General features: G+C 72.5%; 13 protein-coding genes. 4 read left to right on the top strand and 9 right to left on the bottom strand.

The features are described 5' to 3' along the window. Nucleotides 1–10: 10 nt before the first annotated feature. The 6 genes from ACFQU3_RS15295 to ACFQU3_RS15270 all read right to left on the bottom strand — a co-directional run bounded on the left by ACFQU3_RS15295 (nt 11) and on the right by ACFQU3_RS15270 (nt 7752). Entirely contained in the window at nt 11–595 is a 585-nt protein-coding gene (locus tag ACFQU3_RS15295) for a Trp biosynthesis-associated membrane protein (RefSeq protein WP_385911241.1), read from the bottom strand. Then, on the bottom strand, nt 592–2175 hold the full coding sequence (locus tag ACFQU3_RS15290; RefSeq protein ID WP_385911239.1) for an anthranilate synthase component I: 1584 nt from the start codon (nt 2173–2175) through the stop codon (nt 592–594). Before ACFQU3_RS15290 ends, ACFQU3_RS15295 begins: the two co-directional genes overlap by 4 nt. A gap of 327 nt (nt 2176–2502) precedes the next feature. Then, nucleotides 2503–2898 (bottom strand): phosphoribosyl-AMP cyclohydrolase, encoded by a 396-nt coding sequence (gene hisI, locus ACFQU3_RS15285; protein WP_385911297.1) that lies wholly within the window; start codon nt 2896–2898, stop codon nt 2503–2505. Nucleotides 2899–2973: 75 nt separating this feature from the next. After that, nucleotides 2974–4785 carry an ABC transporter ATP-binding protein gene (locus ACFQU3_RS15280; protein WP_385911237.1) on the bottom strand — a complete coding sequence of 604 codons (1812 nt, stop codon included), beginning with the start codon at nt 4783–4785 and terminating at the stop codon, nt 2974–2976. Next, complete coding sequence (locus ACFQU3_RS15275; RefSeq protein ID WP_385911235.1) at nt 4782–6674, bottom strand: ABC transporter ATP-binding protein; 1893 nt, start codon at nt 6672–6674, stop codon at nt 4782–4784. The genes ACFQU3_RS15280 and ACFQU3_RS15275 overlap by 4 nt, the downstream gene beginning before the upstream one ends. Nucleotides 6675–6723: 49 nt before the next feature. Continuing rightward, nucleotides 6724–7752 (bottom strand): GNAT family N-acetyltransferase, encoded by a 1029-nt coding sequence (locus tag ACFQU3_RS15270; RefSeq protein WP_385911233.1) that lies wholly within the window; start codon nt 7750–7752, stop codon nt 6724–6726. 74 nt (nt 7753–7826) lie between these two features. Between ACFQU3_RS15270 and ACFQU3_RS15265 the strand changes: the two genes are divergently transcribed. After that, nucleotides 7827–8468: a TIGR03085 family metal-binding protein gene (locus ACFQU3_RS15265; protein WP_385911231.1), complete on the top strand. Its 642-nt coding sequence runs from the start codon at nt 7827–7829 to the stop codon at nt 8466–8468. Between the two features lie 4 nt (nt 8469–8472). On the opposite strand, the gene hisF is transcribed toward ACFQU3_RS15265, so the two are convergent. Continuing rightward, the gene (gene hisF, locus ACFQU3_RS15260) at nt 8473–9246 is read right to left on the bottom strand and encodes an imidazole glycerol phosphate synthase subunit HisF (protein ID WP_385911229.1); all 774 of its coding nucleotides are present in this window, start codon (nt 9244–9246) and stop codon (nt 8473–8475) included. Nucleotides 9247–9292: 46 nt separating this feature from the next. On the opposite strand from hisF, the gene ACFQU3_RS15255 reads away from it, so the two are divergent. The 3 genes from ACFQU3_RS15255 (at nt 9293) to ACFQU3_RS15245 (ending at nt 15124) form a co-directional block, all read left to right on the top strand. Further along, a complete protein-coding gene (locus ACFQU3_RS15255) occupies nt 9293–9880 on the top strand; it encodes a hypothetical protein (RefSeq protein WP_385911227.1) in 588 nt (195 codons plus the stop codon). A 2-nt stretch (nt 9881–9882) separates the two neighbouring features. Next, nucleotides 9883–11079 carry a CynX/NimT family MFS transporter gene (locus ACFQU3_RS15250; RefSeq protein WP_385911225.1) on the top strand — a complete coding sequence of 399 codons (1197 nt, stop codon included), beginning with the start codon at nt 9883–9885 and terminating at the stop codon, nt 11077–11079. Nucleotides 11080–11263: 184 nt separating this feature from the next. Continuing rightward, nucleotides 11264–15124, top strand: a complete 3861-nt coding sequence (locus ACFQU3_RS15245; protein ID WP_385911223.1) for an IPT/TIG domain-containing protein — start codon at nt 11264–11266, stop codon at nt 15122–15124. A 129-nt stretch (nt 15125–15253) separates the two neighbouring features. Here ACFQU3_RS15245 and ACFQU3_RS15240 read toward each other — a convergent pair whose 3' ends face one another. Further along, nucleotides 15254–15838: a flavin reductase family protein gene (locus ACFQU3_RS15240; protein WP_385911221.1), complete on the bottom strand. Its 585-nt coding sequence runs from the start codon at nt 15836–15838 to the stop codon at nt 15254–15256. Further along, nucleotides 15835–16326 carry a PH domain-containing protein gene (locus ACFQU3_RS15235; protein WP_385911219.1) on the bottom strand — a complete coding sequence of 164 codons (492 nt, stop codon included), beginning with the start codon at nt 16324–16326 and terminating at the stop codon, nt 15835–15837. The genes ACFQU3_RS15240 and ACFQU3_RS15235 overlap by 4 nt, the downstream gene beginning before the upstream one ends. Between the last annotated feature and the right edge of the window lie 3 nt (nt 16327–16329).

Here is a 16329-nt window from a genome sequence, read left to right as displayed (position 1 = left end):
CGACATTGTGTCAGGTCTCGTCGGGGGCGTCGCGCAGGGTCGGGTCACGGCCGTCGGTCAGCTCGTCCCATGTCGTGCGCACCTCGCCGCGGGGTCCGCTCGCGGGCTTCTCTCCTCGTTCGTAGCGTCCGGACAGCCCCGCCCACGACCTGCTCGAGAGGGCGGTGAGAGCGGCTCCGACGGCGAGCAGGGCCGCCGCTCCGACGGCGGTCCAGGCCCAGACCGTGGTCGATCCGGTGGCGTCCGGAGCTGTCGTGCGAGCGAGCTCTCGGGCGACCGCGTCGGCGACCGTGTCGACCGGCCGGAGGGCCACGAGCAGCGTCATCGCGAAGGCTCCGAGGGAGGCCAGCACCAGGACCCCGGCCGACACCGTCCGGATGACCCGGCCACCCGTCATGAGGCCGAGCAGGGCCACGACGCAGACGGCTGCCAGCCCGACGACGCCGGGCGCCGCGGCCCCGCCGGTGACGTCCGTGACGGCCTGGCTGAGCACGTCGCGGGACTCCCCCGTCGCCCACGGCCGGGTCGTGAGGCCCAGCAACGCGGCGGCCGGGACGAGCACGACGAGCGCGGCGCGCTTCTTGTCGACGGTCATGTGGAGCGGTCACCCAACGGACGGAGCCCGGCCGCCGCGGCAACGGCCCGCAGCGCGGCCGCGGCCTTGTTGACCGTCTCCTCGTACTCGAGGTGGGGCACGGAGTCGGCGACGATGCCCGCGCCCGCCTGGACGTGTGCGCGACCGTCCTTGATCAACGCGGTGCGGATGGCGATCGCCATGTCGAGGTCGCCGGCGAAGTCGAGGTAGCCGACGACACCTCCGTACAGTCCGCGGCGCAGGCCCTCGTAGCCGTCGATCAGTGCCATCGCCCGGGGCTTCGGCGCGCCGCTGAGCGTCCCGGCCGGGAAGGTCGCGACGAGCGCGTCGAAGGCGCTCTGGTCGTCGCGCAGGTCACCCACGACCGTCGACTCGATGTGCATGATGTGGCTGTAGCGACGGATGGACATGAAGTCGACGGTGTCGACCGAGCCGGCCCGGCAGATGCGCTGGAGGTCGTTGCGCGCGAGGTCGACGAGCATGAGGTGCTCGGCTCTCTCCTTGGCGTCACCGAGGAGCTCCTCCGCGAGGTGAGCGTCGTGGTCGGGGCTCTTGCCGCGTGGGCGCGACCCGGCGATCGGGTGGGTGATCGCCTGCCGGCCGGTCACCTTGATGAGCGCCTCGGGGCTCGAGCCCACGATGTCGTAGGCCGTGCCGTCGGGGTGCGGGATGCGCAGCAGGTACATGTACGGGCTGGGGTTGCTGACGCGCAGGGCCCGGTAGACGTCGAGGGCGTCGGCCCGGCACGGGACGGTGAAGCGCTGTGAGACGACGATCTGGAAGGCCTCGCCCGCACGGATCGCCTCCTTGGCCTCCTCGACCATCTCCTCGTACTCGGGCTGGGTGTGGCTGCTCGTCGGTTCGCTCGGGACGGGCTCGATCGTCGCGACGGTGCTGGGGGCGGGCGCCGCGAGCTCGCCGGCCATGCGGTCGAGACGGCTCACCGCATCCGCCCAGGCGTCCTCGATGCGTTCGTCGGTCGCGTCGTGGTTGACGGCGTTGGCGATGAGCAGGAGCGAGCCGTCGCTGTGGTCGAAGACGGCGAGGTCGGTCGCGAGCATCATCGCGACCTCGGGCAGGTCGAGCTCGTCGCGCCCGCCGTCGGGCACCTTCTCCCAGCGCCGCACCGCGTCGTAGGTGATGGCGCCGACGAGCCCACCGGTCAGCGGTGGCAGGCCGGGGATCCGTGGGGTCGCGAGGACCGTGACGGTGTCACGGACTGCCTCGGTGGGGTCTCCCTCGGTCGGCAGGCCGACGGGCGGCTCACCGATCCAGTGCGTCTGGCCGTCCCGCTCGGTCAGCGTGGCCGCGCTGCGGGCCCCGACGATGGAGTAGCGCGACCACACGCCGCCGTGCTCGGCGGACTCGAGCAGGAACGTTCCCGGGGCGTCCTTGGCGAGCTTGCGGTAGACACCGACAGGTGTCTCCGCGTCGGCCAGCACCCGGCGTACGACCGGGATGACGCGACGGTGCTCGAGCGCGAGCTCGGTGAACACCTCGAGACTCGGCCAGGTCCGCCCCCACGCGAGGTCTGCGTGTGGCGCGGGCGCAGGGGCGAGCGAGGTGTTCGAGTCGGGCACCGAGCCATTCTGGCCCACCCGGTCGAATGCCGTGTGCCCGGCTCGTCCCACGGACCCCGCCGGGTGCAAACTGCCCACTCGACGAGATGGCACCCCCTGAGTCGAGTGGGCACTTTGCACCGGGGTCAGGGCTGGCCGCCCGGTTCGTCGCACGGACAGCGGGTGGAAACTGCCCACTCGACGAGTTGGCACCCGCTGCCGTTCACGGATCGTGGGTGCAAACTGCCCACTCGACGAGTGGGCACCCGCTGCCGTTCACGGATCGTGGGTGCAAACTGCCCACTCGACGAGTGACACGCGAAGTCGAGTGGGTACTTTGCACCGGGGTCAGGGCTGCCCGACCGTCGCGGGCAGGATGCGGGCGTCGAAGCAGGTGCGGTCGCCGGTGTGGCAGGCGGCGCCCACCTGGTCGACCGAGACGAGAAGCGCGTCGCCGTCGCAGTCGAGCCGCACCCCCTTGACCCACTGGACGTGGCCGCTCGTGTCTCCCTTGCGCCAGTACTCCTGACGGCTGCGCGACCAGAACGTGACGCGGCCGTCGGTCAGCGTGCGTCTCAGGGCCTCGTCATCCATCCAGCCGACCATGAGGACGTCACGGGTGTCGTGCTGCTGGACGACGGCGGCCACCAGCCCGTGCTCATCGCGCTTGAGCAGCTCGGCGATCGTCGGGTCGAGCCGCGACGGGTCGGGCGTCACGTCAGCGGTCGGGTCGGTCTCGTGCATCACCCGGTCATTCTGCCGGTTGGCGACCGCGCCCCGACCCGGGAGGCCACGGGTCAGACACGCATCACGACACGGTCACACGGCGTGCTGCTGCGCGACCCACGACTCGTGCAGGCGCGAGTAGACCCCGCCGAGGCGGACGAGCTCGGTGTGGTGGCCCCTCTCGACGACGCGGCCGGCGTCGACGACGATCACCTCGTCGGCCGCTTGCGCCGTCGAGAGACGGTGCGCGATCGCGATGGACGTGCGACCGCGGGTCAGCGAGTCGAGGGCTCGCTGCAGCCGGACCTCGGTGTTCGGGTCGACCGCCGACGTGGCCTCGTCGAGGACGAGGAGGTCGGGGTCGGCGAGGTAGGCGCGAGCGAGGGCGACGAGCTGACGTTCGCCCGCCGACAGCGACTCGCCGCGCTGGCCGACGTCGGTGGCGAGCCCGAGCGGGAGGGTCGCCGCCCAGGCGTCGAGCCCGAGCTCGGTGAGCGTGAGCCGGACGTCGTCCTCGCTCGCCTGCGGCCGACCGAACCGGATGTTGTCGAGCAGGGTGCCGTCGAAGAGGAACCCCTCCTGGGGCACGAGCACGACGCGCGAGCGCAAGGACGAGAACCGGACGGCGCGGAGGTCGACCCCGTCGAGCAGGACCCGACCGCTGCTGGGGTCCATGAGCCGGGTCAGCAGCTTGGCGAGGGTGGACTTGCCCGAGCCGGTCTCGCCGACGATGGCGACGCGGCTGCGCGGCGCGATGGTCAGGTCGATGTCGTGCAGGACGGGCGGGCCCCCGGGGTAGGCGAACCCGACTCCGGTGAACTGGACGTTGATGGGCCCGCGCGGGAGCGTGACGCCCGACTCCCCGGGATCCGAGACGTCGGCCGGGGTGTCGATGATGCCGATGACGCGGCGCCACCCGGCGACTGCGTTCTGCATCTCGTTGAGGATCTCGGTGGCCTGCTGGACCGGCATCGTGAAGAGGTTGACGAGGAAGAGGAAGGCGAGCAGCTCGCCGAGGGTCAGGCTGCCCCGCGCGGCGAGGACCGTGCCCACGACGAGGACCACGGCCGTCGTCAGGCCCGAGACGAGCTGTCCTGAGGTGAAGGCGATGACCGAACGGGCCTGCGCCCCGATGGCTGCCTTGCGATGCGCCTCGACCGCGGCGTCGATGCGCTCGGCGGTGCGGTCCTCGACGCCGTAGGCCCGGATGGCCTGCGCGCCGACGACAGCCTCGGAGATCGCCCCGAGCATGTCGCCGACGCGTTCGCGCACGCGGGTGTAGGCGCGCCCGACGATGCCCTGGAACTTGCGGATGATGACGAACAGCGGCACGAAGCAGAGCCACACGACGAGGCCGAGCAGCGGGCTGTAGACGAACATGAGCACCGTGGCGAGCGTGATCTGCGCGAGGTTGATCATGAGCATGAGCCCGCCGAACTGCACGAACATCGAGATCGTGTCGACGTCGGAGGTGACGCGCGAGACGAGCGACCCTCGACGCTCGGTGTTCTGGGTGAGCATCGCGAGGTCGTGGATGTGCCGGAACGCCTTGAGTCGCAAGGTCGCCAGGCCACTCTCGGACGACCGGAAGAGCCGCACGTTGACGAGGTAGGCGGAGACCGCGGTCACGACGACACCGACCAGCGCGACGCCGATGTAGACGGCGACGACCCCGGTGTCGGGCCCGGTCGCGCCGAGGATGCCGTCGTCGGTGATGCGCTGCACGACGAAGGGCACGAGGACCCGGCCGAGCGTCGAGAGCACGGCGAGCGCCACGGTGACCCAGATGCCCTTGCGCAGCTCGGGGGACAGCTCGACGCCACGACGCAAGGTCTGCCACGTCGTCATGTCCTTGCCGGTGGCGACGCCGTGGTGCTCGACGAGGGCTGCGGACGGCATCATCATCGGGAGACCTCCTCGGCGGTGCCGGCACCCGCGGTGCCGCGCAGCCGTTCGATCCCGTCGAGCCCGTCGTCGAACTCCTCGTCGGCGGCGATCGCCTGGCGCTCGGCGGCCTCGCGCGCGTACGCCGTGACGAGCCGTTCGTAGCCGGCGCACCGGCCGAGGAGCTGCTCGTGGGAGCCGTGGTCGACCACCCGCCCAGCCTCGAGGTAGACCACCTCGTCGGCGAGCAGGATCGTGGCCATCCGGTAGGCGACGACGAGCACCGTGGTGCCCGAGCTCGCCTCACGCAGCCGGCCGAGGATGGCCTGCTCGACACTGGGGTCCACGGCCGAGGTCGCGTCGTCGAGGATGAGCAGCTGCGGCTCCCGGACCACCGCACGGGCCAAGGCGATCCGCTGGCGTTGCCCACCGGAGAGACTGGCTCCGCGCTCGCCGACGTGGGTGTCGAGCCCGTCGGGCAGCTTCTCGACGAAGCCGGCACCCTGGGCCACGTGCAGCGCGCGCCACACGTCGTGGTCGTCATGCTGCGCGCCGAGCGTGATGTTGCCACGCACGCTGTCGTCGAACATGAACGTCTGCTGGGCGACGAGAGCCGCGATGTCGCTGATGCCGCCGCGCCGCACCTCGCGCAGGTCGACGTCGTCGAGCAGCACGGCACCGCTGTCGGGGTCGACCAGGCGCATGACGAGGTTGGTGAGGGTGGACTTGCCGCTGCCCGTCGGGCCGACGAGCGCGACGGTCGACCCCGGTGCGATGTCGAGGGTGACGCCGACGACCGCAGGGTTGAGGTCGGTGCCACCGTCGTCGGTCTCGATCTCGTAGGCGTACGCGAGTCGCTCGGCCTGCAGGTGGCTCGCCGTGCCTCTGGGGAGGGCACGTTCGCCGAACGCCATGCCCCCCGTCGCGTCGAGCACCGCCGAGACACGGTTCCAGCCGACCACCGCTCGGGGGAGCTCGCCGAGCACCCATCCGAGGGCGCGGACCGGGAAGGCGAGGATCGAGAAGAGGTAGGCGATCTGCACGACCTCCGCCGCAGAGAGCTGTCCGCTGCGCACCCGGAGGGTGCCGACGAAGAGGACGGCGAGGGTGCCGATGGTGGGGATGGCCTCGATGGCGGGGTCGAACCGCCCGCGCGTGCGCCCGACCTCGATGTTGGCGTCGCGCAGCTCGTGGGTGACGGCCCGGAAGCGCTCCGCCTCGTGGTCCTCGCGCCCGAGGGACTTGACGATGAGGGCGGCCTCGAAGCTCTCGTGGGCCACCTCGGAGACGTCGGCGCGCAGCTGCTGGGCGCGCGTGACCCGTGGTGACATCGCGCGCTGGAACGCGACGTTGGCGAGGAAGAGCATCGGGAAGACGGTGAGTCCGACGACGGCGAGCCACGGGTCGACGACGACCATCTGGACGATGCCGAACACGAGCATGACGACGACGCCCAGAGCCATGGGCAGCGGCGCGAAGATGTTCCACGTCGACTCGACGTCGGCGTTGGCGTTGGACAGGAGCTGGCCCGAGGGATGCCGGTGGTGCCAGCTGAGCGGGAGCCGGAGGTACTGGCGCGTGACGCGACGGCGGTACATCGCGCCGAGGTTGAACATGGCCACACCGCCGGCGAGGCGCCGGCCGATGACACCGACGGTCGTCGTCAGCACGACCGCCGCCATGACGCCACCGATGAACCAGAGCTGTCCTGCGGTGACGTGACGCGCCGCGATGGCCGGCGTGACGGCGCGGTCGACGACAAAGCCGATGGCGGCGGCCGTGAGGCTCGTCATCACGCCGTAGACGATGCTGCCGAGCACGGCGAGGGAGAACCAGCGCGGCTGGCCCTTGATGCCCCGCCCGATGACGGCCAGACCCTCCCGCAGGGTCGAGGTGGTCGGGACGTTCACTGTGCTCCGCTCCCCTGGTGACGTGCTCTCTGGTCGAACCTTCAGCCTCTCACGCGTCGCTGACAACGCCCGCCGCGCTCCTTCTGTTCCAGAGCCACTCGGAACCGTCCGTCTGAGACCCGAGCCGCTCGAACCCGAGCCGAGCGAGCACGCGGTGGCTCGCGACGTTGTCGGGCGCGGTGTGGGCCACGACGCGCAGGCCGGCGGCCTCGAGCGAGCGCACCATGCCCGAGAGGACGTCCGTCATGAGCCCACCGCCTCGAGCGGCGGGCACCAGTCCGTAGCCGACCTCGACGACGCCGTCGTCGGGCGGGCCGACGCAGCCGATCGACCCGACGACGCGACCGTCCGCGCGGCGCACGACATGCCGCGGCGACCACGCGTCAGGCCCCGTGGGCGGCATCATCCGCACCGCGTCGAGGTCGTCCTCGCGGGGGTAGCCGTCGGCCCAGTCGCGTCGCGTCCTGCCGGCCAGCATGGCCCTGGCCTCAGCGGCCGTGATCGGGACCAGCCGTGCCGCGCGGGTCTCGACCGGCTCCGGCCCGATCGGCGCGGCCGGTGCACCGGTGCGGACCCAGTGCCGTCGCACGCCGTCGCGCTCGTCCTCGAGCACGCCTCCACAGGACGCGATGGTCCGCGCCGAGGCGGCGTTCGTCGCGTCGCACGTCACCAGCACGGGGTCGATGCCGCGACGCGCCGCCAGATGGAGCGCTTCGCCGAGCGCCGCACGGGCGATGCCGCGACGTCGGGAACCCGGGGCGACGGCATACCCGATGTGCCCGCCCTCGGCCACGAGCGACGGCGTCAACGCGTGGCGGACGGCGATGGTCCCGACGACCCGGCCCTCCTCGACGATCCACCGGTAGGACGACGGGACCCGTTCGGGTGGGAGCGGCTCGTCGGGGTGCTCCTGGCGCCCGAGCCAGTCGACCCAGGCCTCGAACGCGTCCGGCTCGGCGAGCACCCGCCGGTCGCGGGCGTGGTACCCCGAGCCGTGGATCGTCCCATGGCCGAACTCGTCGACCATCGCCCACCACGAGTCGGCCAGGTCGACGGTGGGGCGCACGAGCTCGATCACCATCCGACCCTACGAAGCCCATGGCTCCCGAGCCACCGAGATTCGTCGGGACACCGCCCTGAGAGGATGACGGCATGACCCGCCACGCCCAGTCCGAACGGCTTCTGCTCTGCGACGACCTCGACCGTCTCGGACCTGACCGGCCGACGCTGTGCGAAGGCTGGCAGACCCGTGACCTCGCCGCCCACATCGTGGTCCGCGACGGGCGGCCCGACCTCTCGCTCGGCAGGGTGGTGCCGTTCCTCGCCGGGCACCTCGAGCGGGAGCAGCGCAGGATCGCGAACGGCGACTACGCGGCCCTCGTCGACCGGGTGCGACGCGGCGCCCCGGTGTGGAACCCGATGTCGCAGCCCAAGGTCGACGAGGTCACCAACCTCGTCGAGTTCTTCGTGCACCACGAGGACGTGCTTCGCGCCCAGCCCGACTGGACGCCGCGCGAGCTCTCGCCGCAGCTGGAGGGCAAGCTGTGGGCCGCGCTGCGCCGCACGGCGCGCCTGATGTTCCGCAGGTCGGCGACGGGCATCGTGCTCATCGCCGAGGGCCACGGCCGGCATGCCGCCAAGCTGCCCGACGAGCACGGCACCGTCATCCTGCGGGGAGCCCCCGGCGAGCTCGTGCTGTACGCGTACGGGCGCACGTCGGTCGCGCGCGTGGAGCTCGAGGGCGACGCCGACGACATCGCCGCCCTGCAGGGTGCGCAGCTCGGCCTCTCCTGACCGGTCAGCGCACGGTGATCCCGGCCGCGCGCAGCGCGCTCTTGACCTCGCCGACCGTGAGCTCTCGGAAGTGGAAGACGCTCGCGGCGAGCACCGCGTCGGCGCCGGCCTCGACGGCCGGGACGAAGTGCTCGACGCGGCCCGCGCCACCGCTCGCGATGACCGGGACCGACACGGCCGCCCGCACGCGGCGGATGAGCTCGAGGTCGAAGCCGTCCTTCGTCCCGTCGGCGTCCATCGAGTTGAGCAGGATCTCGCCCGCTCCCAGCTCGGCGGCCCGCGCGCACCACTCGACGGCATCGAGCTCGACCGGCGTGCGGCCACCGTGCGTCGTCATGACGAAGTCGTCGGTGGGCCGTCCGTCGTCGCCGAGACGGCGACGCACGTCCGCAGACAGCACGAGCACCTGGGCGCCGAAACGTGCTGCGATCTCGGCGATCAGCTCGGGCCGCGCGATCGCGGCCGTGTTGACCCCGACCTTGTCGGCGCCGGCGCGCAGGAGCCGGTCGACGTCGTCGACGGTGCGCACGCCGCCGCCGACCGTGAGCGGGATGAACACCTGCTCGGCGGTGCGGCGGACGACGTCGTAGGTCGTCTCGCGGTTGCCGCTGCTCGCCGTCACGTCGAGAAAGGTCAGCTCGTCGACGCCCTGTTCGTCGTAGACCTTTGCGAGCTCGACGGGGTCGCCGGCGTCGCGGAGGTTCTCGAAGTTGACGCCCTTGACGACGCGACCGGCGTCGACGTCGAGGCAGGCGATGACTCTGGTGGCGACGGGCATGGCGTCAAATCTAGGGCAGAGCGCGCGGGTGGGTAGGGTCGCGCCCATGTGGGACGACGTGACCCGGGCACCGCGCCAGGAGGACGTCGACGCCGTCGTCCTTCGCGCGCTGGCGGCGCAGCCTCGGTGCGGTGAGGTCGTCGTCGTCGCCATCGACGGGCGAAGCGGTGCCGGCAAGACGACCCTCGCTCATGGTGTCGCCCACGCCCTCGCAGCGGCCGACACGGTCGCCGTGCTCCACCTGGACCACCTCTACCCGGGCTGGGACGGCCTCGCAGAGGCCCCGGGGCTGCTCACCCGGCAGGTGCTCGAGCCGCTGTCCAGAGGTGAGCCCGCGGCATACCGGGAGTGGAGCTGGGTGCGCGACCGGTGGGCAGGCACCCGCGACGTGCCGTCCTGCCGGTTCCTCGTCGTCGACGGGTGCGGCGCGAGCGTCGACCCAGCCAGGGCGTATGCCGCCGTCACCGTCTTCGTCGACGCCGACCTCGCCCTGCGGCAGCGCCGCGGGATCGCCCGCGACGGCGAGACCTACCGACCGCACTGGCAGCGCTGGGCGGACCAGGAGGACGCGCTCTTCGACGCCGACCGGACCAGGCGGCGCGCCGACCTCGTCATCGACACATCTAGTCTCTGAGGGTGCTTCGACGAGACCGCGCCATCCGGCCCCTGCCGCCCGTCTGGGTGATGGCGGTGGCGCTCGTGGCGGTCGCGGCGAACCTGCGCGTCGCGATCACGAGCGTCCCGCCCCTGCTCGACGCGATCGGGTCCGACCTCGGGCTGAGCCACGCCGCTGCCGGTGCCCTGACGACGCTCCCGGTGCTGTGCATGGGCCTCTTCGCACCGGTCGCGAGCCGGATCGCCCACCGAACCGGTGCGTCCGCCGCCGTGCTCGCCGCCGTCGTCAGCATCCTCGGCGGCACCTTGAGCCGCTTCGCAGGCGACAGCAGGGTCGTGCTCTACGGGGGCACGTTCGCCTGTGGCGTCGGCATCGCCGTGGCGGGCACGCTGCTCCCCCGGCTCGTCAAGACGTACTTCCCGCCCGAGCGCACCGGTCTCGTCACCGGGCTCTACATGCTCGCGATGATGGGCGGGGCCTCGGCCAGCTACGCGCTGGCGGTGCCCCTGGCGGACCGCTTCGGCAGCTGGCAGGCCTCCCTCGGCTCATGGTCGGTCGTCGCGGTCGTCGGCCTCGTCGCGTGGGCGCCGTTCACCGTGCGAGCCAACCCGCACCACACGCCGGACGAGGAGGGTCCGGGCCGGCTGCCGTGGCGTCACCGCACAGCCTGGCTCGTCGCGGGCTACCTCGCGCTCCAGTCGTGGTGCTTCTACTCCGCCGTCACCTGGCTCGCCCCGACCTACGTCGAGCACGGCTGGTCGCGAGCGTCAGCGGGTTACCTCGCGGCCGCGTTCAGCGGCGCGCAGATCGTGTCGGGCCTCCTCGGCCCGGTCCTCAGTGACCGTGAGGCGGACATGCGACGGCTCCTGCTGCCGGCGGCGGCGCTCGGCGTCGCGGGGTGCGTCGGCATCTGGCTCGCCCCGATGACCGCCCCGTGGCTGTGGGCCGTCGTGACCGGCCTCGGGCAGGGTGCTGCATTCTCCCTCGCGCTCGTGCTGCTGGTGCGTTGCGCGCAGACGCCCGAGGCGAGCGGGCGCCTCACCGGGATGGGGTTCCTCGTCTCCTACGGCGTCGCCTCCATCGGGCCGCTCGCCATGGGTCTCGTCCGTGACGTCACGGGTGGCCTGTCGCTCGTGTGGGCGATCCTCGCCCTCGTCGGGGTCGCCCAGGGCGTGGCGGTCGTGCGCCTGCGGCCCGACCTGCCCCGCGTCGACTAGCCCGGGTCGACCCCCGCATCGCCCGCGTCGGCTTGAGCCGGCCGTCGGCGACGACGGCCTGGACCACTACATCTGGTGCTGGTGGGACCGATGGGGCGACCCAATTAGGGCGAAACGCCGTACAAGGGACGATTCGCCTGTGCAGAATGCTCGCCGGACGTGCTGACTGCAAGGAGACCGGCGAATGCTGCCCCACCCCACCCCGCTGACCGAACACCCACGCGGTGCCGACCGACGGACCATTCGGCGTCTGCTGTCGGCCCTGCTCGCCCTCGCCGTCGTCGCCGGCGTGCCCGGGCTCACCGGGGCCTCCTCGGCCGTCGCGGCCGAGGCGCCTGTAGCCGTGGCCCTCTCGGTCGTCGCCGGCCCCGTGGCGGGCGGCACTACTGTCGACGTCTCGGGCACGGCTGCCGGCAGCGCGACGACGGTCTGGTTCGGATCGACCGCCGTCACCCGGATCACCCAGGTGTCGAGCACCCGCGTCCGCGTCGTCACACCCGCCCACGCCGCCGGTCTCGTCGACGTCAGGATCAGCACACCGTCCGGCACGTCGCCGGTCTCGAACCGCTCCACGTTCGCGTTCGACCCGGTGCCCACCGTCACTGCGCTGTCGGCCCGCTCGGCCACGACGGCGGGTGGGACGTCCGTCGTCCTCACCGGCACCGGTCTCTACCGTGCGAGCGCCGTGCGCTTCGGCAGCACCCTCGCGACCGGCCTGACGCGCCTGTCGGCCCAGCAGGTCCGGGTCACGGTCCCCGCAGCTCGTGTGGCCGGACCGGTGGACGTGCGGGTCACGACGCCCGGCGGCACGTCGGCCGCGACGGCCGCGACGCGCTTCAGCTACACCTCGACCACCACGCCGACCACCACGCCGACCACCACGCCCGTCACGAAGCCGTCCGTCTCGTCGCTGTCGGTGACCGCAGGACCGGTCCGCGGCGGCACCGTCGTCACGCTCACCGGCCAGCGGTTCACGGGCGCACGCTCCGTGTGGTTCGGCGGCGCCGCGGCCACGCGCTTCACGGTGCTCTCGAGCACGAGCCTGCGCGTCACCGCCCCGGCGGTCGCACACCCGGGACTCGTCAACGTCAAGGTGACCACCGCGGCGGGCACGTCGGCCCCGTGGTCGGCGAACGCGTACGCGTACGAGGCAGTTCCGACGATCACGGCCGTGAGGCCGGCGGCCGGTGGGACGGGCGGCGGCACCGTCGTCACGCTGAGCGGGACGAGCCTCACCCGGGCGACGTCGGTCCGGTTCGGCACCACGACGACGACCAAGGTCGTGCGCGTGTCAGCCACGACCCTGCGTGTCACGGCCCCGGCGCACGCCGCCGGCACCGTCGACGTGCGCGTGACGACGCCAGGCGGCACGAGCGCCGTCACATCGCGCGCCCGCTACGCGTACGCGCCTCCCCCGAGCGTCGGCTCGCTCTCCGTCACCGCGGGACCGGTCAGCGGTGGCACGGTCGTCACGCTGACCGGTGCCCGGTTCGGCGGCGCGACGAAGGTGACCTTCGGGACGACCGCGGCGCGCTTCACCGTCCTGTCGAGCACGAGCCTGCGCGTCACGTCCCCGGCCCACGCCGCCGGCCTCGTGAGCGTCCGCGTCTCGACGGCGTACGGCACCTCCGCAGCGACGTCGGCCAGCACCTTCGCGTACGAGGCCGTCCCGACCATCACCTCGCTCAGCCCACAGACGGGCCCGCCGCGCGGCGGCACGGTCGTCACGCTGACCGGCACCGGACTGACCCGCGCCACCGCGGTGCGCTTCGGCACGACGGTGACGACGGCGATCGTGCGAGTGTCCCCCACGACGCTGCGCGTCACGACCCCGGCGCACGCGTCCGGCCCGGTCGACGTCCGCGTGACCACACCCGGCGGAACGTCGCCGGTCTCAGCGGGAGCGCGGTACGCGTACGGCTCGCCGCCCACCGTGACCGGCCTCTCGGTGACGGCCGGTCCCCTGCAGGGCGGAGTCGTCGTGACGATCACGGGCACGCATCTCGGTGACGCCCGCGAGGTGCGCTTCGGCGGCGTCGCCGCGACCGGCCTCGTCCGCGTGTCCGAGACGACCCTGCGCGTCACCGCTCCTGCGCACGCTGCGGGCACCGTCGCCGTACGCGTGACCAACCCCAACGGGACGAGCCCGGAGAACGCGCGCGCCACCTTCACCTACGTCGGCGTCCCGACCGTCACCGCGCTGTCCGCCCCCGCCGGACCGCTGCTCGGCGGCACCGTCCTGACGCTCACCGGCACCAACCTGTCCCTCGCCTCAGCGGTCGACGTCGGTGGCCGGCCGGCCACCGGCCTCGTGCGGGTGTCAGACACGCAGCTGCGGTTCACCACGCCTGCAGCCACCGCGGGCACGCTGCTCGTCCGCGTCACGACGCCCGGTGGCGTCTCGGCCGCGTCCGCAGCGGCGATGTTCACCTACCAGCCCGTGCCGACCGTCACGTCGGTGTCGCCCACCCTCGCACCGACGCGCGGCGGCGGGGTCGTCACGCTGACCGGCACGGGGTTCGACCGGGTCTCGGCAGTCGTCTTCGGCTCGACGCCGGCCACGGCGGTCACGCGCGTCTCCGCGACCCAGCTGCGAGTCACGCTGCCGCCGCATGCCGAGTCCGTCGTCGACGTGCGCGTCACGACGCCCGGCGGCACGTCGCCCGTCGTGGCCGCCGGCCGCTTCACCTTCCAGGACCCGCCCGTGGTCGCCTCGGTCACCCCGTCGGCGGGCCCCCTGCGGGGTGGCACGGTCGTCACCCTCCGAGGAACGTCCTTCACCAACGTCAGCGGCGTGTGGTTCAACGGCGTCGCAGCGACCTCGTTCACCCGGATCTCCGCCACGCAGATCACGGCTGTCGTGCCTGCGCGGATCGCGACCGGGGCCGTGCCCCTGCGCGTGACCACGCCGGCCGGCACCGTCGTCAGGGACCGTGCGTTCACCTACGTCGCGGGAGCGACGCTCCAGAACGGACAGGTCCTGTCGTCCGGCACCGCGCTGCGCTCCTCGACGGGCAGCTACTTCGCGACGATGCAGGCGGACGGGAACCTCGTGATCACGACCGCCACCGGCGTACGGCGCTGGGCGAGCGGCACGATCGGGGCCGGCAACCGGCTCCAGGTCCGGCCCGACGGCAACCTCGTCATGTGGCGTGCCAACGGCACCGTCGCGTGGTCCAGCGGCACCAACGGCTGGACGGGTTCGCTGCTGACCCTGACGAACGACGGCCTGCTCCAGGTGCGTCAGGGCACGACGACCGTCTGGGACCACCGCGGCATCCGCTACGACCGGATGCTTCCCGGCCAGGTGCTCCGGTCTGGCGAGCAGATCATGTCCGCCAACCGGGCGTGGTTCCTCAAGATGGGCACCGACGGCAACCTCGTGCTCAGCTCGGCCGCGGGCGTGCGCCAGTGGGCCACGTTCACGACCGGCACCGGCAGCACGGCCTCGATGCAGGCCGATGGCAACTTCGTCGTGCGCAACCGGAGCGGCGTGTCGCTCTGGTCGACGAAGACGAGCGGCGCCGGCTCCGTCGTGCGCGTGCTCGGCAACGCCAACGTCGCGGTGTACGGCACCTCGTCGGTCCTCTGGGCGATCACCGGCGGTCCGGCACCGGCGAACTGGAGCTGCTACTCGCGCGCCACGCAGAACTGCATCGAACGCTTCGGCTACTACGGTCAGCGCGCGTGGAACTACCCCGTCGACGCATGGGGCAACAACTGCACCAACTTCGCCGCCTACCGGCTCGCGCGCGACGGCGTGCGGAACCCGGGCAACCTCGGCAACGCCGCCACGTGGGACAACTACGCTCGCGACAAGGGCTTCGTCGTCGACCAGAGGCCCCGTGTCGGTGACATCGCGCAGTGGAACTCGAACCACGTCGCCTACGTGGACTGGGTCAGCGCCGACGGTGACACGATCGCGATCTCCGAGAGCGGATACGGCGGAACGGTCCTCGGCAGGACCTACACGTCGATGAGCGGTCGCCGGATCATGGCGCGCGGCAGCTACTCCTGGCCGTCGAACTTCATCCACTTCCGCTGACCGACACGGCCCGGGACCACACCGCCGCGGGTCCCGGGCCTTGTCGGCCGCCCGTGAGGTGGGAGCCTGCGTCGATGCCCCCAGCATCTGCGACGCCGTCGGCGACATGCCCGCCGTCCTCCAGCCGTCTCAGCCCCAGTAGTCGTCCATCGGCGGGGCGCCGTCGTCGGCGCCGGCCGGCGCACGCCGCTCGGTCACCGTGAAGCGGCCGCGGTAGAAGAGCATCGGCCGGCCGGACTCGCCGTCCTCGAGGTCGCGGACGCGGCCGATGACGACGTCGTGGTCGCCGGCGACGTGGACCTGCTCGACCATGCAGTGCACCCGCATGAGTACGCCGGGAAGGCTCGGGCCGCCGTGGGCCGACGGCGTCCAGTCGAGGCCCTCGAAGCGGGCGCCCGAGGTCGATCCGAAGCGACCGATGAGGTCGCGCTGGTCATGGCCCAGGACGTTGACGGTGAAGCGACCCTGTTCGCGCATCCGCGGCCACGACCGTCCCCGGTGGTCGGCGCAGAAGAGGACGAGGGGCGGGTGGAGCGAGACGGACGCGAACGACTGGCATGCGAACCCGACCGGCTCCCCGCGGTCGGCGAAGCCGGTGACGATCGTGACACCGGTCGCGAAGTGCCCCAGGGCGTGACGCATCCGGTCCGGCGTGGGGGCGGGCCGGTCGGTGGGGTCGCTGGCGTCGGTGGGGTCTGTGGCGTCGGTCGTCACGTCAGGTCCCCGGGCCGGCGCGGCTCGGCCGCCTCGCCGAAGGCCTGGACGAGCGCGGCGAGTCGGGAGGCCTCCCGCCCCGCGACCGGACCGTCAGCCTTCTGGATGGCCATGACGGCGACGGTGTCGCCCTCCTCGAGGTCGAGCGTCACCCACGGCTCGCCACCGCCGAACTGGATCGCCACGATCTCGGGCCACTCGAGCGAGCGGGTCAGGACGAGGTTGCGCACGACGAGTCCCTCACGGCTCGGCACCGCGACGATCGAGGCGTAGCGCCAGGCGATGAAGGCGATCGCCACCCCGAGCCCGAAGAACATGAGCCGGTCACCGAGGCCCCAGCGGCCGCCGGCCTGCGCCGGCATGACCACGGCGATGACGCCGAAGACGGCGAGCGAGGCCCAGACGACGCCGATGGCCACCGCACGCCCACGCCTGGGCCGGAACGGAGCCAGCGCGTCGGTGGAGGACGACCCGGTCTGCTCGGTCACCTG

The sequence above is a fragment of the Terrabacter sp. GCM10028922 genome (assembly GCF_042666095.1).
Classification (GTDB): Bacteria; Actinomycetota; Actinomycetes; order Actinomycetales; family Dermatophilaceae; genus Terrabacter.
This window is presented reverse-complemented; position numbering and strand designations above follow the sequence as displayed.